Annotated in this window: 18 protein-coding genes; 10 read left to right on the forward strand and 8 right to left on the reverse strand. The window is 57.1% G+C overall.

The annotated features are described in order from the left end of the window. The first annotated feature begins 15 nt into the window (after positions 1 to 15). Genes fhuA through fhuB form a run of 4 tightly spaced genes read left to right on the forward strand, consistent with a single transcriptional unit; the run spans position 16 to position 5,940 of the window. Positions 16 to 2,220 (forward strand): ferrichrome porin FhuA, encoded by a 2,205-nt coding sequence (gene fhuA / locus C7M51_RS00560; RefSeq protein ID WP_160619679.1) that lies wholly within the window; start codon positions 16 to 18, stop codon positions 2,218 to 2,220. 52 nt (positions 2,221 to 2,272) lie between these two features. Continuing rightward, positions 2,273 to 3,067, forward strand: coding sequence for a Fe3+-hydroxamate ABC transporter ATP-binding protein FhuC (fhuC, locus tag C7M51_RS00565; protein ID WP_160619680.1), 795 nt, complete (start codon positions 2,273 to 2,275; stop codon positions 3,065 to 3,067). 15 nt (positions 3,068 to 3,082) lie between these two features. Next, positions 3,083 to 3,958, forward strand: a complete 876-nt coding sequence (gene fhuD, locus C7M51_RS00570; RefSeq protein WP_160619681.1) for a Fe(3+)-hydroxamate ABC transporter substrate-binding protein FhuD — start codon at positions 3,083 to 3,085, stop codon at positions 3,956 to 3,958. Next, positions 3,958 to 5,940 carry a Fe(3+)-hydroxamate ABC transporter permease FhuB gene (gene fhuB, locus C7M51_RS00575; protein WP_425281001.1) on the forward strand — a complete coding sequence of 661 codons (1,983 nt, stop codon included), beginning with the start codon at positions 3,958 to 3,960 and terminating at the stop codon, positions 5,938 to 5,940. The genes fhuD and fhuB overlap by 1 nt, the downstream gene beginning before the upstream one ends. Before the next feature lie 27 nt (positions 5,941 to 5,967). Here fhuB and hemL read toward each other — a convergent pair whose 3' ends face one another. After that, entirely contained in the window at positions 5,968 to 7,251 is a 1,284-nt protein-coding gene (gene hemL, locus C7M51_RS00580) for a glutamate-1-semialdehyde 2,1-aminomutase (protein ID WP_160619683.1), read from the reverse strand. Between the two features lie 167 nt (positions 7,252 to 7,418). Here hemL and clcA point away from each other — a divergent pair, with 167 nt between their 5' ends. Both clcA and erpA read left to right on the forward strand, forming a co-directional pair. After that, entirely contained in the window at positions 7,419 to 8,828 is a 1,410-nt protein-coding gene (clcA, locus tag C7M51_RS00585; protein WP_160619684.1) for a H(+)/Cl(-) exchange transporter ClcA, read from the forward strand. 88 nt (positions 8,829 to 8,916) lie between these two features. Continuing rightward, positions 8,917 to 9,264 carry an iron-sulfur cluster insertion protein ErpA gene (gene erpA / locus C7M51_RS00590; protein ID WP_160619685.1) on the forward strand — a complete coding sequence of 116 codons (348 nt, stop codon included), beginning with the start codon at positions 8,917 to 8,919 and terminating at the stop codon, positions 9,262 to 9,264. A gap of 51 nt (positions 9,265 to 9,315) precedes the next feature. On the opposite strand, the gene C7M51_RS00595 is transcribed toward erpA, so the two are convergent. The 3 genes from C7M51_RS00595 to mtnN all read right to left on the reverse strand — a co-directional run bounded on the left by C7M51_RS00595 (position 9,316) and on the right by mtnN (position 11,156). Then, on the reverse strand, positions 9,316 to 9,570 hold the full coding sequence (locus C7M51_RS00595) for a Csu type fimbrial protein (protein ID WP_160619686.1): 255 nt from the start codon (positions 9,568 to 9,570) through the stop codon (positions 9,316 to 9,318). A 91-nt stretch (positions 9,571 to 9,661) separates the two neighbouring features. After that, on the reverse strand, positions 9,662 to 10,465 hold the full coding sequence (gene btuF / locus C7M51_RS00600; RefSeq protein WP_160619687.1) for a vitamin B12 ABC transporter substrate-binding protein BtuF: 804 nt from the start codon (positions 10,463 to 10,465) through the stop codon (positions 9,662 to 9,664). Next, complete coding sequence (mtnN, locus tag C7M51_RS00605) at positions 10,458 to 11,156, reverse strand: 5'-methylthioadenosine/S-adenosylhomocysteine nucleosidase (RefSeq protein ID WP_160619688.1); 699 nt, start codon at positions 11,154 to 11,156, stop codon at positions 10,458 to 10,460. Before mtnN ends, btuF begins: the two co-directional genes overlap by 8 nt. 105 nt (positions 11,157 to 11,261) lie before the next feature. On the opposite strand from mtnN, the gene dgt reads away from it, so the two are divergent. From dgt to C7M51_RS00620, 3 genes are all read left to right on the forward strand, one after another. Further along, entirely contained in the window at positions 11,262 to 12,752 is a 1,491-nt protein-coding gene (dgt, locus tag C7M51_RS00610) for a dGTPase (protein WP_160619689.1), read from the forward strand. Between the two features lie 149 nt (positions 12,753 to 12,901). Next, positions 12,902 to 14,326, forward strand: coding sequence for a serine endoprotease DegP (gene degP, locus C7M51_RS00615; RefSeq protein ID WP_160619690.1), 1,425 nt, complete (start codon positions 12,902 to 12,904; stop codon positions 14,324 to 14,326). A gap of 237 nt (positions 14,327 to 14,563) precedes the next feature. Then, on the forward strand, positions 14,564 to 15,721 hold the full coding sequence (locus tag C7M51_RS00620; protein ID WP_160619691.1) for a CdaR family transcriptional regulator: 1,158 nt from the start codon (positions 14,564 to 14,566) through the stop codon (positions 15,719 to 15,721). A 37-nt stretch (positions 15,722 to 15,758) separates the two neighbouring features. Here the strand turns inward: C7M51_RS00620 and C7M51_RS00625 are convergent, their stop codons facing one another. Continuing rightward, on the reverse strand, positions 15,759 to 16,151 hold the full coding sequence (locus C7M51_RS00625) for a DUF3461 family protein (protein ID WP_160619692.1): 393 nt from the start codon (positions 16,149 to 16,151) through the stop codon (positions 15,759 to 15,761). 101 nt (positions 16,152 to 16,252) lie between these two features. On the opposite strand from C7M51_RS00625, the gene C7M51_RS00630 reads away from it, so the two are divergent. Then, positions 16,253 to 16,414: a hypothetical protein gene (locus C7M51_RS00630; protein ID WP_160619693.1), complete on the forward strand. Its 162-nt coding sequence runs from the start codon at positions 16,253 to 16,255 to the stop codon at positions 16,412 to 16,414. A gap of 61 nt (positions 16,415 to 16,475) precedes the next feature. Here C7M51_RS00630 and dapD read toward each other — a convergent pair whose 3' ends face one another. The 3 genes from dapD to map form a co-directional block, all read right to left on the reverse strand. Further along, entirely contained in the window at positions 16,476 to 17,303 is an 828-nt protein-coding gene (dapD, locus tag C7M51_RS00635) for a 2,3,4,5-tetrahydropyridine-2,6-dicarboxylate N-succinyltransferase (RefSeq protein WP_160619694.1), read from the reverse strand. Between the two features lie 106 nt (positions 17,304 to 17,409). Beyond that, positions 17,410 to 20,064, reverse strand: coding sequence for a bifunctional uridylyltransferase/uridylyl-removing protein GlnD (glnD, locus tag C7M51_RS00640; RefSeq protein ID WP_160619695.1), 2,655 nt, complete (start codon positions 20,062 to 20,064; stop codon positions 17,410 to 17,412). Positions 20,065 to 20,141: 77 nt separating this feature from the next. Continuing rightward, entirely contained in the window at positions 20,142 to 20,933 is a 792-nt protein-coding gene (gene map, locus C7M51_RS00645) for a type I methionyl aminopeptidase (protein WP_160619696.1), read from the reverse strand. Positions 20,934 to 21,048: the final 115 nt, after the last annotated feature.

A 21,048-nucleotide genomic window follows, 5' to 3' on the forward strand; every position in this document is an offset into this window, starting at 1 on the left:
TTTACTAGAGAAAAGATGATGACTAACGCGCGTAAAAATATTCTTGCAGCATCTGCTTCGGCGGGCATGTTAAAACGCCCGCTGGCAGTGCTGGTAGCCTTGACCCTGGCGGGTAGCGGCACCGCATTTGCAGCGGAAGAAACCATCGTGGTGGATGCTTCAGCCAGCGCGCCGCAGGAGAGCGCATGGGGGCCGGCCCCGACTATCGCTGCGAAGCACAGCGCGACCGGCACCAAGACTGATACCCCGATTGAGAAGAACCCGCAGTCGGTATCGGTAGTGACGCAGCAAGAGATGGAGATGCACAGCGTTACTTCAGTGAAGGGCGCATTCAACTACACGCCAGGCGTGCTGACCAATAACCGCGGCAGCTCTGACGTGATCGACGCGCTCTCAATTCGTGGTTTCAGCGAAACTAATACCAACCAGTATCTTGATGGGCTAAAACTACAGGGCGATAACTACTCTGAGTTTGCCATCGATCCTTATTTCCTGGAACGTGCCGAGCTTCTGCGCGGACCGGTATCCGTGCTGTACGGTAAAAGTAACCCGGGCGGCGTAGTCTCAATGGTCAGCAAGCGTCCCGTTACCGAGCCGCTGCGCGAAGTACAGTTCAGAATGGGAAGCGATAACCTGTTCGCAACCGGTTTTGATTTTTCCGATGCGCTTGATGATGACGGCGTATACAGCTATCGCCTTACCGGTCTGGCGCGCAGCCAGGACGCGCAGCAGGAGATGAATAAAGAGAAGCGCTACGCTATTGCGCCTTCCTTTAGCTGGCGTCCGGACAGTAACACCCGCTTTGACCTGATTACGCTGTTCCAGAACGAGCCGGAAACCGGTTATTACGGCTGGTTGCCTCGTCAGGGTACGGTGGTGCCGATTGTGGATGCCAACGGTAAAGAACATAAGCTGCCAACCAATTTTGACGAAGGCGAAAACAGCAACAAGATTTCGCGCAATACCAAAATGGTGGGCTACAACTTCGAACACGCTTTTAACGATACCTGGACGATGCGTCAGAATCTGCGTTATGCCGATCTGCATACCGACTATCGCAGCCTCTACGGTAGCAGCTTCAACCCGGCAACGAATGAGATCAATCGCGGCGCGGCGTTTTCTAAAGAGCACCTGACTACCTTTGCCGTTGATACCCAGGCTCAGGCGACATTCAGCACCGGCGACGTGGGCCATACGCTGCTGACCGGCGTCGATTATCAACGCACCCGTAACGATATTGACGCGCAGTTCGGCTTCGCCACGCCCATTAATGCTGTTCACCCGCAGTATGGTAACGACAGCTGGACCCCTTACGACGCTCCCTATAACTACCTGAACCGTCAGGAACAGACCGGCCTTTACGCGCAGGATCAGATGGAGTGGAATCGCTGGGTGCTGACGTTGGGCGGACGCTATGATTTTGCCAAAACCTCTGCCAATAACCGCTTTAGTAACACGACGGTAGAAAAAAACGATCGAGCCTTTACCTGGCGCGGCGGTTTGAACTATCTGTTTGATAACGGTATCGCGCCATACTTCAGCTATAGCGAATCCTTCCTGCCAACCACCGGAACCACCGCTGCTGGCGAACCGTTTGACGCCTCGCGCGCTAAGCAATATGAAGCGGGCGTAAAATATGTCCCGAAGGAGAGGCCGCTGGTGGTTACCGCCGCGGTGTACCAGCTTAACAAAACCAAAAACCTGGTGGCCGATGCGCAGAATGTGGGATGGAGCGTACAGGGTGGCGAAATTCGTTCCCGCGGCTTCGAGCTGGAAGCGAAAGCGGCGCTTAACGCTAACATCAACATGACCGCGTCTTATACCTATAATGATGCCGAATATACGCACGATACGACGCTGAAAGGCCGCACGCCGGTGCAGGCACCGCGCCAGATGGCGTCGCTGTGGGGCGATTACACCTTTAACGAAACGGCACTTTCTGGTCTGACGGTAGGCGCGGGCGTACGCTATGTGGGCGAGAGCAAAGGCCTCTACAGTACCGGCGACAATGCCAACCAGAACTTTAACGTGGCGAGCTATACCACGGTTGATGCTGCGGTCAAATACGATCTGGGCCGCTTTGGCCTGCCGGGCTCCAGCGTTGGGGTAAACGTAAATAACCTGCTCGACAGAGAATATGTTGCCAGCTGTTATCGCGAGTACGCCTGTTACTGGGGAGCCGATCGCCAGGTTGTCGCTACCGCTACGTTCCGTTTTTAACCCACTTAACCGGGCGCGGCCTTTGTCGCGCCCGTTACCGCTGAAGATAACCATGTCATATCCATCGCCACAGGGCACCACCTTCTCTCTCGATTGCGTCAGTTTCCGCGTGCCGGGGCGCACGCTGCTGCAACCTCTCTCATTAACTTTCCCCGCCGGTAAAGTCACTGGCCTGATAGGTCATAACGGTTCCGGCAAATCAACGCTGCTGAAAATACTGGGACGCCATCAGGCCGCCAGTGAAGGGCGCGTATTGCTGAACGATAAGCCGGTTGCGGAGTGGAGCAGTAAAGCTTTCGCGCGCGAGGTGGCCTATCTCCCGCAGCAGCTGCCTGCGGCAGAAGGGATGACGGTACGTGAACTGGTAGCGGTAGGACGCTATCCGTGGCACGGGGCGCTGGGGCGCTATGGGGAAGAGGATCGCGCGCTGGTAGAGGAAGCAATTGCGCTGGTGGGGCTGAAGCCTTTTGCCGCTCGGCTGGTAGACAGCCTCTCCGGCGGCGAACGGCAGCGCGCCTGGCTGGCGATGCTGGTGGCACAAAACAGCCGCTGCCTGCTGCTGGATGAGCCAACTTCGGCGCTGGATATTGCACATCAGGTTGAGGTACTGGCGTTGATCCAGAAACTTAGTCGGGAGCGTGGTCTGACGGTCATCGCGGTTTTACACGATATCAATATGGCGGCCCGCTACTGCGATTGCCTGGTGGCGCTGCGCGCCGGTGAAATGATTGCGCAGGGAGCGCCGGGCGATATCATGCACAGCGAGGTGCTGGAGCGCATCTATAACATTCCTATGGGCATTTTGCCGCACCCGCAAGGCGGCGCGCCGGTCAGCTTCGTTTATTGATACAAGGATGTGGTGATGCCAGCAATAACACGTCGACAATTACTTACCGCGATGGCGCTCTCTCCGCTGCTCTGGCAGCAGGGGTTACGGGCGGAAACGATCGATACGCAGCGCATTGTCGCGCTGGAATGGCTGCCGATAGAGCTGATGATGGCGCTGGGCGTGGTGCCGATGGCGGCGGCAGAGCTTTTCAACTATCGCGACTGGGTCGGCAAGCCGGAGCTGCCCGCCAGCGTGATCGATGTCGGTTTGCGTACCGAACCCAACATGGAGCTGCTGACGCAGCTGCGTCCCTCGTTAATCCTTTATTCCAGTGGCTACGGCCCTTCACCGACCAGGCTGGCTCGTATTGCGCCCTGTCAGGGCTTCGCTTTTAACAGCGGAGAGGGCAAACCGCTTACCTCGGCGCGCCATTCTTTAATGCAGCTGGCGGAACGCATCGGCAAAGTGCCGCAGGCGCAGGCGCACCTGATGGAGTTTGATCGCTTTATCCGCGAGATGCGCACCCGGCTGGCGTCCTGGGGGGCGAAGCCGCTGCTGCTGATGTCGCTGATCGACAGCCGCCATGTCATCGTATTCGGCAAGGGCAGCCTGTTTCTGGAAACGTTACAGGAACTGGGCCTTCAGAGCGCCTGGCAGGGCGAAACCAACTTTTGGGGCAGCGCGGTGATCGGCATCGAACGGCTGGCCAGCATACGCGATGCTGAAGCAATCTGCTTCGATCATGGCGATGCCGCGCTGATGGCGCAGGTCAGCGCAACCGAACTGTGGCAGTCGCTGCCTTTTGTCAGGCAGCAGCGTTTCAGACGCGTACCTACCATCTGGTTTTACGGCGCCACGCTCTCGGCGATGGAATTTTGTCGCACCCTTGCCAGGGAGCTGGAGGCATGATGCGCGAACGTTTTACCTTTTCAGTCGCGCCGATGATTGCGCTGTTTATTGGTGCACTGGCGTTAACCGGTCTCAATCTGTCCCGGCATCTGCCGCAGGAGCAGTGGTTACAGGCGCTGTGGCAGCCGGACGTCGATAATATCGATCAGATGGTGTTTCACTTTAGTTTGCTGCCGCGGCTGGCGATTGCGCTGCTGGCCGGTGCCGGGCTGGGGCTGGTGGGCTTGCTGTTCCAGCAGGTGCTGCGCAACCCGCTGGCGGAACCCACCACGCTTGGCGTTGCGAGCGGTGCCCAGTTGGGCATTACGGTCGCTACGCTCTGGGCGCTGCCGGGCGGGCAATTGACGCAGCACATGGCGGCGCTGATCGGCGCGCTGCTGATCGGCCTGCTGGTATTCGGTATTGCCTGGGGAAAACGGCTGTCGCCGGTGACATTGATTCTCGCCGGGCTGGTGATGAGTCTTTACTGCGGTGCAGTTAACCAGATCTTCGCTATTTTCAAACACGATCAGTTACAGAACCTGTTCCTCTGGAGCACTGGCTCCCTGAGTCAGCAGGACTGGAGCAATGTAACCTTTCTACTGCCGCGCCTGCTGGCTGGCTTTTTGCTGGCGCTGCTGCTGCGCCGTCCACTGACGCTGCTGGGGCTGGATGACGGCGTTGCCCGCAACCTCGGTATGGCGCTTTCGCTGGTGCGGCTGGCGGCGCTCGGACTGGCAATTGTGCTGAGCGCTATGTTGGTTAACGCCGTCGGCATTGTGGCCTTTATTGCGCTGTTCTCGCCGCTGCTGGCGAAGCTGCTGGGCGCACGGCGTCTGCTTAGCCGTATGCTGCTGGCTCCGCTGATCGGCGCGCTGCTGCTCTGGCTGGCGGATCAGTGTGTCATCTGGCTGGCCGATAACTGGCGCGAAGTTTCTACCGGCACATTAACCGCGCTGACCGGCGCGCCGATTCTGCTGTGGCTGCTGCCGCGTCTGCGCACCGCCGCTGTGCCGCCGCCGTTAAACCAGGCCGAGCGGACACCGCTGGAGCGCCAGCATGTGCTGCTTTGGGCGCTGGCGGCATTAGGCATACTGTTGCTGCTGGCGGTGACGGCGCTGGCGCTGGGACGCGATGCCCAGGGCTGGCAGTGGGCCAGCGGCGAGCTCTGGCAGCAGCTGCAACCGTGGCGTGCGCCGCGCATGACGGCAGCGCTGGCGGCGGGCGTGATGCTCGGCGTAGCGGGTACGCTGATTCAGCGTCTGACCGGTAACGCGATGGCCAGCCCGGAAGTGCTGGGTATCAGCTCCGGTGCCGCCTGCGGCGTGGTGTTGATGCTGTTTCTGGTGCCGGGTGATGCGTTCGGCTGGTTGCTGCCTGCCGGTAGCCTCGGCGCGGCGGCAACGCTGCTGCTGATTATGCTGGTATCGGGACGCGGCGGCTTCTCGCCGGAGCGCATGCTGCTGGCGGGAGTCGCGATCGGCACCGCCTTTACCACGCTGCTGGCGATGTTATTAGCCAGCGGCGACCCACGTATGGCGATGCTGCTGAGCTGGGTTTCTGGTTCAACTTACAATGTCGATGCGCCGCAGGCGCTGCGTACCGCGCTGGTGGCGGTGGTGCTGGTAGGTATTGCGCCGCTGGCCAGCCGCTGGTTGACCATTCTGCCGCTCGGCGGTGCGACGGCACGCGCTATCGGTATCGCCCTTACGCCGGTACGTTTGAGTCTGCTGCTGTTAGCCGCTGCGCTAACCGCTGCCGCCACGCTGACCATCGGGCCACTGAGTTTTGTTGGGTTGATGGCACCGCATATGGCGCGGATGCTCGGCTTTCGCCGTGCGCTGCCGCAGCTGGTCGTTGCCGCGCTGTTAGGTGGGGGACTGATGCTGATTGCCGACTGGTGTGGCAGGATGGCGGCGTTTCCGAACCAGATCCCGGCAGGGCTGCTGGCAACCTTTATCGGTGCGCCTTATTTTGTCTGGCTGTTGCGTAAAGCGATATAAAAAGGGCGCCGCAGGGCGCCCTTTTTGCTAGGCGAGACGGGCAAAGCTGCGTCGTGCCGCTTCCACGGTGCGCTGAATATCTTCCCCGCTGTGTGCCAGCGACATAAAGCCCGCTTCAAAAGCGGACGGTGCCAGATAGACGCCTTCTTCCAGCATCAGGTGGAAGAAACGTTTGAAGCGTTCGGTATCGCAGCGCGTGACGTCTGCATAGCAGATCACCTGTGCGGTATCGGTAAAGAACAGGCCGAACATGCCGCCGACATGGTTAACCACCAGCGGGATATTTTCCGCCTGCGCCGCTTTGCGCAGCCCCTGCGCCAGCTGGGTTGTTAACGCGGTCAGCGTGGCGTGCGTGCCGGGCTGGGCGATTTCGCTCAGGCAGGCGTAGCCCGCTGCCATGGCAATCGGGTTGCCGGAGAGCGTACCGGCCTGATACACCGGGCCGGTCGGGGCCAGTGCGCTCATGACATCGCGACGTCCACCGAAAGCGCCAACCGGCATACCGCCGCCGATAATTTTACCGAGGCAGGTCAGATCCGGCGTGACGCCGTAGTGCGCCTGGGCACCGCCCAGCGCGACGCGGAAACCGGTCATCACCTCATCGATAATCAACAGCGCGCCGAACTCATCACACAGCGCGCGCAGACCCGGCAGGAATTCCGGCAGCGGCGGGATACAGTTCATATTACCCGCCACCGGTTCGACGATGATGCAGGCAATTTCATGCGGATATTGCTCAAAAGCGGCGCGTACCGATGTGAGATCGTTATAGGTGCAGGTCAGAGTATGTTTGGCGAAATCTTCCGGTACGCCCGGTGAATTGGGCTGACCGAGCGTCAGCGCGCCGGAGCCAGCCTTGACCAGCAGGCTGTCGGCGTGGCCGTGATAGCAGCCTTCGAACTTAATGATTTTATCGCGATGGGTAAAGCCACGCGCCAGGCGGATCGCGCTCATGGTGGCTTCGGTGCCGGAGTTAACCATGCGCACCATATCCATTGACGGCACCAGTTCGCAAACCAGCTCCGCCATTTTCACTTCCATTTCGGTTGGCGCGCCAAAGCTCAAGCCGCGTTCCGCCGCCTCGATAACCGCGTTGCGAATAGCCGGATGGTTATGGCCCAGCACCATCGGCCCCCAGGAGCCGACATAGTCGATATAGGCTTTGCCATCGGCATCATAAATCCAGGCACCGTCGGCACGCTCAATAAACAAGGGGACGCCGCCGACGCCGTTAAAGGCGCGTACCGGCGAATTGACGCCGCCGGGGATAGAACGCTGCGCCTGGTGATACAGGTGTTCGGACTTACTCATCAATCGGCTCCTGAATTAGGTAAAAACCCGCTCATTCTACGGGAACTTATACGCACATTGAAAGGTACGCGCTAAGATTGTTGCTCAGAACGGCAACTTTTGCCCAGGCTCACGGGGCGGCGTATCATACCGGGCTTGCTTACCTTCTCTTTTCCGATACGAGTATTATGAAACAAACTCCGACTTCCACAGAACAACTGCATGTGGTGCCCCTGAGGCGTACTGATTTTCTGCGAATGCTGCTGCGTCGTGATAAGACGCCAGTGGCGATCCTGGTGGTCGCAGGCGTGGTCGGTACGCTGGCCGGGCTGGTTGGCGTCGCCTTTGAAAAAGCAGTGACCGCGGTGCAGGTCTGGCGAATGAGCGTGGTGGCCACGACCGGCGATCACCTGTGGCTGGCGTTTCCGCTGGCGTTTATTCTCTCCGCCGTGCTGGCGGTATTTGGCTACTGGCTGGTGCGCCGCTTTGCGCCGGAAGCGGGCGGTTCCGGTATCCCGGAAATCGAAGGTGCGCTGGAGGAGCTGCGCCCGGTGCGCTGGTGGCGCGTTATCCCGGTAAAATTCCTCGGTGGTATGGGAACGCTGGGCGCGGGCATGGTGCTGGGCAGGGAAGGGCCGACCGTGCAGCTGGGCGGCAACGTGGGCCGCATGGTGCTGGATCTGTTCCGTATGCGCAGCGCCGAAGCGCGCCATTCGCTGCTGGCGACCGGGGCGGCTGCCGGGCTTTCTGCGGCGTTTAACGCACCGCTGGCCGGTATCCTGTTTATTATCGAAGAGATGCGCTTACAGTTTCGCTACAGCCTGATCTCGATTAAGGCCGTATTTATCGGCGTGATTATGTCGAGCATCGTTTTCCGCTGCTTTAACGGCGAGCAGGCGGTGATCGCCGTCGGTAAACTTTCCGGCGCGCCGGTGAATACGCTATGGCTTTATCTGCTGCTGGGGATGCTGTTTGGTGCCGTTGGCGTGCTGTTTAACCAGCTGCTTTTCCGCACGCAGGATTTTTTCCAGCGGCTGCACGGCGGCGTGATGAAAAAAGCGCTGATTATCGGTGCGCTGTTGGGTGGACTATGCGGTATTCTTGCGCTCATCGAACCGGAGGCGGCGGGCGGCGGTTTCAATCTGATTCCGGCGGCAGCGGCAGGGCACTACAGCGTCGGCGTGCTGCTGTTTATCTTTATCGCCAGGGTGGCGACCACGCTGCTCTGTTTCGGCTCCGGTGCACCGGGCGGTATTTTCGCACCGATGCTGGCGCTGGGTACGCTGCTGGGCACCGCATTCGGCATGGCCAGCGCGGCGTTGCTGCCCTCGCTGGCGCTCGATCCCGGCACTTTTGCCATCGCCGGTATGGGGGCGCTGTTTGCCGCGTCGGTACGCGCGCCGCTGACTGGCATCGTGCTGGTGCTGGAGATGACCGATAACTATCAGCTGATTTTGCCGATGATCATTACCTGCCTTGGCGCAACGCTGGTGGCGCAGTTCCTCGGCGGCAAACCTATCTACTCTACGCTGCTGGCACGTACGCTGGCGAAGCAGCAGGAGGCGGAAAAGGCACAGAGTGCGAGAGTGGATACTTGATTGCTGTACCAGGCTATTAGATAATATTGACAAGCACGGCTATTTCTGGCCTGACAGGTTACGGCCTGATTAATTGCGGAGTAATTCAATGAGTGATGAAGTAGCAGCTTTGCCGCTGCAGTTTACCGAAGCGGCAGCCAGCAAGGTTAAGGCCCTGATCGCTGATGAAGAAAACCCCGATCTGAAACTGCGTGTTTATATTACCGGTGGCGGTTGCAGCGGCTTTCAGTACGGTTTCACCTTTGACGATAAAATCAACGATGGCGATATGACCATTGAAAAATCTGGCGTTTCGCTGGTTGTCGATCCGATGAGCCTGCAATATCTGGTAGGCGGAGCGGTGGACTATACCGAAGGGCTGGAAGGCTCGCGTTTTATTGTTACTAACCCTAATGCAAAAAGCACCTGCGGCTGCGGTTCTTCGTTCAGCATCTGACAGGCAGGCGTGCTTTACCGTCGGGTAAAGCACGCCGTTTTCCTTTCGCCGTTACCATTCAACGGTAACCAGGCGCGTTTCCTGTTTGATATTCGCCTCCTTTTTCAGCGTACTTAACGTTACTTTCGGTTGTGCGGAAGGCTGCGGCACGCAGTTAACGGACAGCTGACCCTGCGGCGTTATAGTTTGTCCGTTTATCTGACACTGGTTGGTAATCGTCAGCTGGACATTTATCGTGCCTGAAATGGTCGCCGCCTGTGCGCCTCCCGCCATTAACAGCCCGCAGGCTAAGAAAATGGCTTTCATAAATTTTCCTGGTGTTAAAGGGTATAAACCCGGCGATTTATAATATGTCGCTCGGTAAAAGGACTATCGGTAAAACAAGCGCAAACTTTATTCAGATCGCTGGTGATTGCAGTGCCTGACAAAGTTTCTCTGCGGCCAGCACGTTGCGTGGACCCGCACGGCTAAGCCAGTCTTCCGGGATAGCGACTACTGATGCCTTAAGCTGCGGTTGCCAGAAATGCGCAACACGCGCGGCGGCATCATCATCGCCCGGTACGATAATCAGATCGGGATGGCGCGTCAGTACCTGCTCACGGCTCACCTGGGGCCAGGGGGCCGTACTGTCAGCAAAAATATTCTCGCCGCCGCACAGCGTCAGCAGCTGGTTTTGTAGCGTGTTGCGCGAAGCGGTAAACAGCGGCTGTAGGCCAAACTGCAAAAATACCCGTCGAGGCGCTGCATGGCGATAACGTTCACGTAAGGCGTTGAAACGAGCCGCCAGCCGGTCAGCGGTCTGTTGCGCCAGCGTAGGATGCGGGCTCCAGGAGGCCAGCTGGCGCAGCGCATCAGGCAGGGCGTCCACGGAGTCGGGATCGAGCCACAGGATGTTGATACCCAGCGCCTGTAGTTGGTCGATCTGACGCTGCGGGGATCCGCCGCGCCAGGCCAACACCAGATCTGGCTTCAACGTCAGAATCCGTTCTACCTTAATCCCCTGCCAGTTAGCGACCTGCTCAATCTGCTTTGCTTCCGGCGGATAATCGGACCAGGCGCTTACCGCAACGGGCGTAATCCCAGCGGCAAACGCCAGTTCAGTTAAGTGGGGTGCCAGCGTAACGACTCGCGGCGCGCCCGCTGCCAGCGCCAGCCCGGAACAGATCCAGAGCGCCAGCAGTACCAGCCACTTTTTAGCCACGCGCCAGCTGGCTCAGCAGTGTTTCTACCAGCAGCGAAGATTGTTTTGCCGCCACGCTGAGGAATTCTTCAAAGCTAAGATGGGATTCCTGATCCGCCACGTCAGAGATAGCGCGGATCACGACGAACGGCGTGGCGAACTGATGGCAGACGTGGCCGATCGCCGTGGCTTCCATCTCAACCGCAATCGCCTGCGGGAAAGTGGAGCGAATACGCGCCAGCGGCTCTGCACCGTTAATAAAGGCGTCGCCACTCACTACCAGCCCGCGTACCGCATGCAGGTCCAGCTGTTTGATGCAGCTTTCCGCTGTGGCGATCAGCTTATCGTCGGCCGGGAAAGCGGCGGGGCAGCCCGCCATCTGGCCTGGCTCATAGCCAAAGGCGGTAACATCAGCGTCGTGATAGCGCACTTCATCTGATACCACGATATCGCCTACCTTCAGCGAAGGCGCAAGCCCGCCCGCTGAACCGGTATTGATCACCACATCGGGACGGCAGCGTTCCAGCAGCAGCGCGGTGCCCATTGCCGCAGAAACCTTGCCGATGCCTGATTTCAGCAACGCAACTTCTACGCCATTCAGGGTGCCGGTATAAATTTCACATCCGGCGATGGAAAGGGTTTGACGGTTTTCGATTTTATCGCGCAGCAGCGTAACTTCCTGCTCCATTGCGCCAATAATGCCTGCTTTCATAGAGTTGCTCGCTAGTAATTAAAGTGGAATTCAGCGTTTGAAGTGTTGCATAGTCTATCACATGCCCGCAGAGAGATGTTTTCATGCCGCAACAAGGGAGAATCGATGGACAAGATTAATTTCCGAAAGCGCATCAGCTTTCAGCGTCCGTGGAACAGCCGGGAAGCGCCGCAGGGCGAGTATGCCATTACCCGCCATTTTGAAAGCGATCGCGGGCGCATTATCAACTCAGCCGCGATTCGCCGCCTCCAGCAGAAAACGCAGGTCTTTCCGCTGGAGCGTAATGCTGCGGTGCGATCGCGCCTGACCCACTCGCTGGAAGTGCAGCAAACCGGACGTTACATCGCTAAAGAGATCCTCGAAACGCTGAAGGCGCGCGGTGGGCTGGAACAGTACGGTTTGCAGGAGCTGGGCGGCGCGTTTGAAAGCCTGGTGGAAATGGCCTGCCTGCTGCATGATGTGGGCAATCCGCCGTTTGGTCACTTCGGCGAGGCGGCGATTAACGACTGGTTTGACGCTAATTTACCCGCCGAATTGGTGGATCCGCTGATTGCCGGGGTAAATGACGCCGCACAGCGCGCAGATTTCAATCGCCTCAACGCCATGATTCGTCAGGATCTTTGCCATTTTGAAGGTAACGCGCAGGCGATCCGCCTGGTGCATACGCTGTTACAGCTCAACCTGACCTATTGTCAGGTGGCCTGTATCCTGAAATATACCGCGCCCGCCTGGTGGCAGGGTGAGAAACCGTCTGCGTTCGCCACGCTGATGAAGAAGCCCGGATTTTATCTCTCTGAACGGCATTACATTGCCGACCTGCGCGCCGCGACACAGCTGCCAGAGCATCACCGTTTTCCGTTAACCTGGATCATGGAAGCTGCTGATGACATTTCCTACTGTATTGCCGATCTGGATGATGCGGTAGAGAAAGCGATATTCAACGTCGATACGCTGTATGGCTACCTGGAACAGCAGTGGGGGCCGGTTCGTAACGGTGACGCCTTTAGCCGCACCGTGGGCTATGCCTGGCGTGAGGCTAACGCTAAGAAAATTCGTGGCAGGAGCGATCAATTTTTTATGTCGCTGCGGGTCAGCGTACAAAACGTATTGGTGAGCCATGCGGTTAATCGCTTTGTGAATAATCTGGAGGCGATATTTAACGGCGACTTTAATCATGCGTTGCTGGAGGATGAGGGAGAAGAGGGGCGTTTGCTGGCGTTATTTAAGACCGTTGCACGACGCCACGTATTTAATCATTCCGAAGTTGAACAGCTGGAATTACAGGGTTATCGGGTGATTAAAGGGTTGTTGGATATTTATCAGCCCCTTCTGGGGTTGAATTATGAATCTTTTACCACATTAATGACAGAGGATTTCCTTGCCGGACATCCTATTGAGACCCGGCTGTTCCACAAGCTTTCCGGCAAGCATCGACGCGCTTATCAACAACATATGCGTACGGTGAAGATTGAGCATAAATATCAACGTCTGTTGTGGGAGCGTTATTACCGCGCGCGTTTGATTCAGGATTACATTAGTGGGATGACCGATCTTTATGCCTGGGACGAATACCGGCGTTTGATGTCGGTTGAATAGTGAAGTAATAAAAGGAGTTTTGTAAAGATGACGAATATTTTTTTACTTTTACCCAGAAGTTATTGATGAACTTTGCGGTAAAAAATTAATCTCATCAACACTACCATCGTTATGGTTAGCTTCATTGGATTCAATACGAGTACAGACGAATGAAAAAAACAGCTCTTGTATTAAGCGCGCTGGCCTTAAGCCTGGGAATGGCAATGAGCCCTGCGTATGTGATGGCCGCAGAAACGGCCTCTTCTTCCACTCAACAACTGCCCAGCCTGGCACCAATGCTGGAAAAGGTCATGCCTTCGGTGGTCAGCATCAACGTTGAAGGCAGCACCACGGTGCGCACGCCGCGCCTGCCGCAGCAGTTCCAGCAGTTCTTTGGCGATAACTCACCTTTCTGTCAGGAAGGTTCGCCGTTCCAGGGCTCGCCGATGTGTCAGGGCGCAGTACCCGGCGGTAATGCGCCACAGCAAAAATTCCGTGCGCTGGGTTCCGGCGTAGTGATTAATGCAGAAAAAGGCTATGTGGTAACCAATAACCACGTGGTCGATAACGCCACCAAAATTCAGGTACAGCTCAGCGATGGACGCCGCTATGAGGCGAAAGTGATCGGTAAGGATCCGCGTTCCGATATCGCGCTGATCCAGCTACAGGAGTTTAAAAACCTGACCGCCATTAAGATTGCTGATTCCGACACGCTGCGCGTTGGCGATTACACCGTGGCGATCGGTAACCCTTACGGGCTGGGCGAAACGGTGACTTCCGGTATCGTCTCCGCGCTGGGCCGCAGCGGCCTGAATGTGGAAAACTATGAAAACTTTATCCAGACCGATGCGGCGATTAACCGTGGTAACTCCGGTGGTGCGCTGGTTAACCTTAACGGCGAGCTGATCGGTATTAATACTGCAATTCTGGCACCGGACGGCGGCAACATCGGTATCGGCTTTGCTATCCCCAGCAATATGGTAAAAAACCTGACCGCGCAGATGGTGGAGTTTGGTCAGGTGAAACGTGGCGAACTGGGCATCATGGGCACCGAACTTAACTCCGAGCTGGCGAAGGCGATGAAAGTTGACGCTCAGCGCGGTGCCTTCGTCAGCCAGGTTATGCCAAAATCCTCCGCAGCGAAAGCAGGTATTCAGGCGGGCGACGTTATTATCTCGCTGAACAAGAAACAGATCTCCAGCTTCGCCGCGCTGCGTGCCGAAGTCGGTTCGCTGCCGGTAGGCACGAAGCTGGTGCTGGGCCTGCTGCGTGAAGGCAAGCCGATGACGGTAACGGTAGAGCTGCAACAAAGCTCGCAGGATAAAGTCGATTCCGCCACCATTTATACCGGCATTGAAGGTGCCGATCTGAGCAATGCGGTGGTCAGCGGTCAGAAAGGCGTACGCGTCGATAGCGTGAAACCAGGCAGCGCCGCCGCACGTATCGGTCTGAAAAAAGACGATATGATTCTTGGTGTGAACCAGCAGCCGGTAACTAACCTTGGCGAACTGCGTAAAATCCTTGATACCAAGCCGTCAGTGCTGGCGCTGAATATCAAACGCGGTGACAGCAATATTTATCTGCTGATGCAGTAATGCGTTTCGCACAATAGTCCGTTATTTCGTACTCCGGCCCGCTTAGCGGGCCGTTTTTTTGTTGGATAAATTCCCTCGTCTTTCCATGTGCAGCGTTGGGGCTGCACTATTCCGTCCGGCGCGTTTGTGATATTCGCCGCAATTTTTCTAACCGAAACGGGGTTTTGTGCATTTGCACAATGTTTCGTGACGGCTCTCCCTCTATGCTGTTGCTCCCCGGCTTTGCAGGAGTGAATGATGGCTAACTATCACCTGGATGCCCGTCTGGCTCAGGATATCGTTGCGCGTACGATGAAGATTATCGACAGCAACGTTAACGTTATGGATGCGCGTGGTCGGATTATCGGCAGCGGCGATCGGGAGCGCATTGGCGAACTGCACGAAGGTGCGCTGCTGGCACTTTCGCAGGCGCGTATCGTGGATATTGATGATGCGGTAGCGCGACATCTGCACGGGGTCCGTCCCGGCGTCAATTTGCCGCTGCGTATTGCCGGAGAGATTGTTGGTGTTATCGGGCTGACCGGCGATCCGCTTTCGCTGCGGCAGTATGGTGAACTGGTCTGCATGACGGCGGAGATGATGCTGGAGCAGGCGCGGCTGCTGCATATGCTGGCACAGGACAGCCGTCTGCGTGAGGAGCTGGTGCTCAACCTGATCCGTAGCGAGACGCTTTCTCCGGCGCTGATGGAGTGGGCGCAACGTCTGGGTATCGATCTTAACCAGCCGCGCGTGGTGGCGGTGGTAGAAGTAGACAGCGGTCAGCTCGGCGTGGATAGCGCAATGGCAGAACTACAGCAGCTGCAAACGCTGCTGATCACGCCGGAGCGCGATAACCTGATCGCTATTGTGTCGCTGACGGAAATGGTGGTGCTGAAACCGGCGCTGAACGCGCACGGGCGCTACGATCAGGATGAACATCGCCGCCGCGTTGAACTGCTGTTAGGGCGGATGAAAGAGAGCGGGCATCTGCGTATTCGCATCGCGCTGGGCAACTATTTTACCGGCGCGGGCAGCATCGCCCGTTCTTACCGCACGGCACGCACCACGATGATGGTAGGCAAACAGCGAATGCCGGATCAGCGGAGCTATTTTTATCAGGATCTGGTGCTGCCGGTGCTGCTCGACAGCCTGCGCGGCGGCTGGCAGGCCAATGAGCTGGCGCGCCCCCTGCTGAAACTGAAAGCGATGGACAATAACGGCCTGCTGCGGCGCACCCTGATCGCCTGGTTCAGCAATAACGTACAGCCTTCCGCCACGGCGCGGGCGCTGTTTATTCATCGTAATACGCTGGAATACCGCCTGAACCGGATTTCTGAGCTGACCGGACTGAATCTCAGCCATTTTGACGATCGATTATTATTGTATGTGGCGTTGCAGCTGGACGATCAGCCCTGAGGCAGGAAGCGCCGCGAGGTGACGCGGCGCTCATGTTTTAGCGGCTGCTGCGGGTCAGCTTATCCAGATCGGATTCGATCTCAGCAATTTTGTTCGATACCACGCTTTCCAGATGGCGCAGATCGTCAAGGATTTTACGTTTCAGATCGATCTCGATCTGATCGCGCTGGCAAATCTGATCCAGCTCATCAATAACGTAACGCAGGTTAGGGCTGATCTCCTGCACCTCTTTATAACCCTGACCGAGGCCATCGGCGACCACCGTTTTGCGCTGACGCGGATATTTAAATTTCACGCTTTTGGCGAAAAATTCCCCTTTGTCTTTGCGAAAGTAAATTTTCAGAATGTCATTGTTCGCTTCCTGACGCAGGCTGTAGCGATCGATATCTTCCGGATTAGAAATGCCCAGGCTTTTTAAATTGTCATACATAGCAATGCTTCCTGTGAACGTGAAATAGGGGCGTCGCGATGGCTCTACATTTTACGCTGACCCGGTGGGGCGGCACTCTGCTTCAGCAGGAAAATGGGCCTGTGAACACTGTAGACATAAACGACGAACTTCGGCACATTGCGCCGCAGAAAGTGCTGCGATGGATTATCGCCCGCATAAAAAATAAACGCACCTCTAATTTGCCGCTGGCGGCGGCGAGAAGCAAGCGCGAAGCGAAAGCGTTAAATATGGTGTCGGGGTGAAAAATGGCGAGCGTAAGTTATGTATCAGCCCCGCTGCGAGAGCAGGGCTAAAGAGTGGGCATTACTCGTCAATGGTGCGCAGCAGCTCATTGATGCCAACTTTGCCGCGTGTTTTCGCGTCGACCTTTTTCACGATGACGGCGCAGTAGAGGCTGTAAGAACCATCTTTTGACGGCAGGTTGCCGGATACCACCACCGAGCCCGCCGGTACGCGACCGTAGTGCACTTCACCGGTTTCACGATCGTAGATTTTGGTACTTTGACCGATGTAAACGCCCATCGAAATCACCGAGCCTTCTTCGACAATAACGCCTTCCACAATTTCAGAGCGTGCGCCGATAAAGCAGTTATCTTCAATGATGGTGGGGTTGGCCTGTAGCGGTTCCAGCACGCCGCCGATACCAACGCCGCCGGAAAGGTGAACGTTTTTGCCGATCTGTGCGCAGGAGCCAACGGTCGCCCAGGTATCCACCATCGTGCCTTCATCAACGTAAGCGCCGATATTGACATAGGAAGGCATAAGCACGGTATTGCGGGCGATAAAGGCACCCTGACGCACTGCCGCGGGCGGCACCACGCGGAAGCCTTCTTTTTTGAAGCGTGCTTCGTCATAGGCGGCGAATTTCATCGGGACTTTATCGTAATAGCGGCTTTCAGCGCCTTCAATTACCTGATTGTCATTGATGCGGAAAGAGAGCAGTACCGCCTTTTTCAGCCACTGATGGGTGATCCACTGTCCGTCGACCTTCTCGGCAACGCGCAGGGCACCGCTGTCGAGTAGGGCGATAGTCTGGTTAACCGCATCGCGGGTAGCGGCGTCCACGCTGGTGGGGGTGATGTCGGCACGGCGCTCAAACGCGCTCTCAATAACACTCTGTAACTGTTGCATTTGCATTTCCATCCTGGTTATTTCATTCATCGTCGGTCAGGAACGTGCGCGGCGCGGCCGCTGGCCCGATGGCTGATGAACAACGGTAGTAAAAAATCAATCTGGATCACACTTTATCGTTTGGATTAAGGGCCTGTGTCAACCGTTGTTGCAGCTTATGGCGCAAATTTGCGCTCAGCGCCCGGCGCTCATCGTCAGCCAGAATAAAAAGATCCTCTACCCGCTCGCCGATGGTGCTGATGCGCGCGCCGTGCAGTGAAATGCCTAAATCGGCAAACACTTCCCCGACCTGGGCCAGCAGGCCGGGGCGATCGAGCGCCACCAGCTCCAGCCAGGTACGACGATCGTTAAACGATGGCAGAAAACGCACTTCGGTATCGACGTTAAAGTGTTTCAGTTTGGCCGACTGGCGGCGAGTACGCGGGGGCGTCCAGCTGGTTTGGGCAATCGCCTGCTCCAGCGCATGAATAATCATCTGATGGCGATCGGGTGCCAGCGGGCTGCCGTCCGGCTCCAGCACGATAAAGGTATCCAGCGCCATGCCGTCGCGGCTGGTGAAGATCTGCGCGTCATGCACGCTGAGGTTACGCCGATCCAGCTCGCCCGCCACCGCTGCGAACAGATAGGGACGATCAGGGCTCCAGATAAAGATTTCGGTGCCGCCGCGCGTCGCCTGCGGGCTGACCAGTACCAGCGGCTGGCTGAGATCGTGATTCATCAGATGGCGGGCGTGCCAGGCGAGCTGGTTTGGCGTATGGCGCAGGAAATAGTCGGCGCGACAGCGGCTCCAGATCTGATGCAGCGCCTCCTCATTGATATTGTCCATGCGCAGCAGCGCCAGCGCCTGCAGACGATGATGGCGCACCCGCTCGCGCAGGTCAGGCGAATTTTCCATGCCGCGCCGCAGCTGTTTTTCGGTGGCGAAGAACAGCTCGCGCAACAGGCTCTGTTTCCAGCTGTTCCACAGCGTTTCATTGGTGGCGCAAATATCCGCGACGGTCAGGCTGACCAGATAGCGCAGACGGCTCTCATTCTGCATCACCTCGGCGAACTGCTGGATAACCGCCGGATCCTGAATATCGCGGCGCTGGGCGGTAACCGACATCAGCAGATGATGACGCACCAGCCAGGCAACCAGCTGTGTTTCGCGAGAGTTCAGACCGTGGAGTTCAGCAAACGCCAGCGCATCCTGCGCGCCAAGAATCGAATGATCGCCGTTGCGCCCTTTGGCGATATCGTGAAACAGTGCCGCCAGCAGCAGCAGTTCCGGTTGCGGCAGGCGCGGCCACAGTTCGACGCACAATGGATGGCGCGGGCGCGTTGCTTCGCTGGCAAAGCTTTCCAGCTTCTGCAACACGCGCACGGTATGTTCATCTACCGTATAGGCATGAAAAAGGTCAAACTGCATCTGACCGACCACTTTGCTCCACTGCGGCAGGTAGGCTGACAGCACGCTGTGGCGATGCATCGGCACCAGCGCCCGGCTTACCGCGCCGGGGTGCCTGAGAATAGCCAGAAAGTGACGGCGCGCTTCCGGCAGATAGCAGAGCGACTGTTGCAGGTTGCGGCGCGCATAGCGCAGCTGGCGCAGGGTCGAAGAGTAAATGCCTTTAATGTTCTCATTGCGCACCATCACCCAGAACATGCGCATAATAGCTTCCGGCTGCCGGATAAAAAGCGCGTCATCGCGCAGATCGATCAGGCTGCCGCGTAGCTGGAAATCATCATCGAGCGGTACCGGCCTGTCAGTGGCGTCCAGCGCCAGAATCGCATCGTCAAACAGCTGTAGCAGCATCTGATTCAGCTCACCGATGCGCCGCGTGACGCGGAAAAAATCCTTCATCATGCGTTCTACCGGCTCGTTGCCTTCACCCTGATAGTTAAGACGCTGTGCCACAGTCAGCTGGCGATCGAACAGCAGGCGGTTATCGTAGCGGGGGAGGGTAAGATGCAGCGCGAAACGGATGCGCCAGAGAAAGGCCTGACACTCATTCAGCTCGTTGCGCTCCGCTTCAGTCAGGAAGCCGAAGCCAACCATCTCATCCAGCGAGGTAGCACCAAAGTGACGACGAGCTACCCACCGTAGCGTGTGGATATCGCGCAGTCCGCCGGGGCTGCTTTTGATGTCTGGCTCAAGGTTGTAGCTGGTGCCGTGATAGCGCTGATGCCGCTGCTGCTGTTCGTCGATTTTGGCGGCGAAAAAGCGTGCAGAGGGCCAGAAGCCATCGCTGAAGATATGCTTTTGCAGTTCCAGAAACAGCGCCACGTCACCGATTAACATGCGCGATTCAATCAGATTGGTGGCGATCGTCAGATCGGAGAGCCCTTCCAGCAGGCACTCTTCCAGCGTGCGCACGCTGTGACCAACTTCAAGTTTGAGATCCCACAGTAGCGTCAGCAGTTCGCTGGCCTGCGATGCCGCCTGTTCGCTTAGCGGCGCACGGCTGAGGATCAGCAGATCAATATCGGAAAGCGGGTGCAGTTCGCCGCGCCCGTAGCCGCCTACCGCTACCAGCGCGACGTCAGTCATGGCGTCGAAGCCGTAAAAGCGCCAGAGGCGGCGTAGTAAGCTATCAATAAACAGCGTGCGGGCATCAATCAGCACTTCCACATCCTCACCGGCGTCAAAGGCGGCGGCCAGCGCGTGCTGAAAACGATCGAGATGCTGTTTTAACGATTCGCGCGTGAGCTGGGTATCGTCCCAGTCCGCAGCAGAATCGGTCAGGGCATATTTTATTTCATCGTTCACGCTATTGCTCATTGAGAGTTTGCTCCGCTTTCACCATAAAAAAAGCCAGCGGGCAGCTGGCTTTTATCCATTCTTCGCGGGCGACGAAGTTATTCGTTCACCAGTACTGCCGGAATGGTATCGTCTTTACGCAGGGTAAGGATTTCACAGCCGTTTTCCGTCACCACAATAGTATGCTCATACTGCGCGGACAAGCTGCGATCTTTGGTTTTTACCGTCCAGCCATCTTTCATGGTGCGGATACGATAATCACCGGCGTTAACCATCGGCTCAACGGTAAAGGTCATACCGGCCTGTAACACTACGCCGCCATCATCGGCGTCATAATGCAGCACCTGTGGCTCTTCATGGAAGCCTTTGCCGATGCCGTGTCCGCAATATTCACGCACCACGGAAAAATCCTGTGCCTCAACATATTTCTGGATTTCACGGCCCAGCGAACGCAGACGAATGCCAGGCTTCACCATCCGCAGCGCCAGATAGAGGCTCTCCTGAGTCACACGGCACAGACGCTCGCCCTGAATGGTCGGTTTGCCGACGATAAACATTTTCGAGGTATCGCCGTGATACTCATCTTTGATAACCGTGACGTCGATATTGACGATATCGCCATCCTTCAGCAGCTTGTCCTCGCTGGGAATGCCGTGACACACCACATCGTTAATCGAGATACAGACGGATTTCGGAAAACCGTGATAGCCGAGACAGGCGGAGACGGCCTGCTGAGTGTTAACGATGTAGTCGTTGCAGATGCGATCGAGTTCGCCGGTAGAGACGCCCGGTTTTACGTGAGGCTCGATCATTTCCAGCACGTCAGCGGCAAGACGGCCCGCAACGCGCATTTTTTCGATCTCTTCTGGGGTTTTAATTGAAATTGACATTAATTTAATCCGCAGTTGCCGTCATTTTCGACAATAATTAAGCAAGTGGCGCCATGTTATCAGGTCAGCCAGCGTGCTGCCACTGACCGTTAACCGACCGATAACGACAGAACCT

The organism is Mixta intestinalis (assembly GCF_009914055.1).
Lineage (GTDB): Bacteria > Pseudomonadota > Gammaproteobacteria > Enterobacterales > Enterobacteriaceae > Mixta > Mixta intestinalis.

What these genes read in the sequence shown, in the direction of transcription:
- fhuA (WP_160619679.1), top strand. Translation starts at nt 16, where the DNA reads ATGATGACTAACGCGCGTAAAAATATTCTTGCAGCATCTGCTTCGGCG.
- fhuC (WP_160619680.1), top strand. Translation starts at nt 2,273, where the DNA reads ATGTCATATCCATCGCCACAGGGCACCACCTTCTCTCTCGATTGCGTC.
- fhuD (WP_160619681.1), top strand. Translation starts at nt 3,083, where the DNA reads ATGCCAGCAATAACACGTCGACAATTACTTACCGCGATGGCGCTCTCT.
- fhuB (WP_425281001.1), top strand. Translation starts at nt 3,958, where the DNA reads ATGCGCGAACGTTTTACCTTTTCAGTCGCGCCGATGATTGCGCTGTTT.
- hemL (WP_160619683.1), bottom strand. Translation starts at nt 7,251, where the DNA reads ATGAGTAAGTCCGAACACCTGTATCACCAGGCGCAGCGTTCTATCCCC.
- clcA (WP_160619684.1), top strand. Translation starts at nt 7,419, where the DNA reads ATGAAACAAACTCCGACTTCCACAGAACAACTGCATGTGGTGCCCCTG.
- erpA (WP_160619685.1), top strand. Translation starts at nt 8,917, where the DNA reads ATGAGTGATGAAGTAGCAGCTTTGCCGCTGCAGTTTACCGAAGCGGCA.
- C7M51_RS00595 (WP_160619686.1), bottom strand. Translation starts at nt 9,570, where the DNA reads ATGAAAGCCATTTTCTTAGCCTGCGGGCTGTTAATGGCGGGAGGCGCA.
- mtnN (WP_160619688.1), bottom strand. Translation starts at nt 11,156, where the DNA reads ATGAAAGCAGGCATTATTGGCGCAATGGAGCAGGAAGTTACGCTGCTG.
- dgt (WP_160619689.1), top strand. Translation starts at nt 11,262, where the DNA reads ATGGACAAGATTAATTTCCGAAAGCGCATCAGCTTTCAGCGTCCGTGG.
- degP (WP_160619690.1), top strand. Translation starts at nt 12,902, where the DNA reads ATGAAAAAAACAGCTCTTGTATTAAGCGCGCTGGCCTTAAGCCTGGGA.
- C7M51_RS00620 (WP_160619691.1), top strand. Translation starts at nt 14,564, where the DNA reads ATGGCTAACTATCACCTGGATGCCCGTCTGGCTCAGGATATCGTTGCG.
- C7M51_RS00625 (WP_160619692.1), bottom strand. Translation starts at nt 16,151, where the DNA reads ATGTATGACAATTTAAAAAGCCTGGGCATTTCTAATCCGGAAGATATC.
- dapD (WP_160619694.1), bottom strand. Translation starts at nt 17,303, where the DNA reads ATGCAACAGTTACAGAGTGTTATTGAGAGCGCGTTTGAGCGCCGTGCC.
- glnD (WP_160619695.1), bottom strand. Translation starts at nt 20,064, where the DNA reads ATGAGCAATAGCGTGAACGATGAAATAAAATATGCCCTGACCGATTCT.
- map (WP_160619696.1), bottom strand. Translation starts at nt 20,933, where the DNA reads ATGTCAATTTCAATTAAAACCCCAGAAGAGATCGAAAAAATGCGCGTT.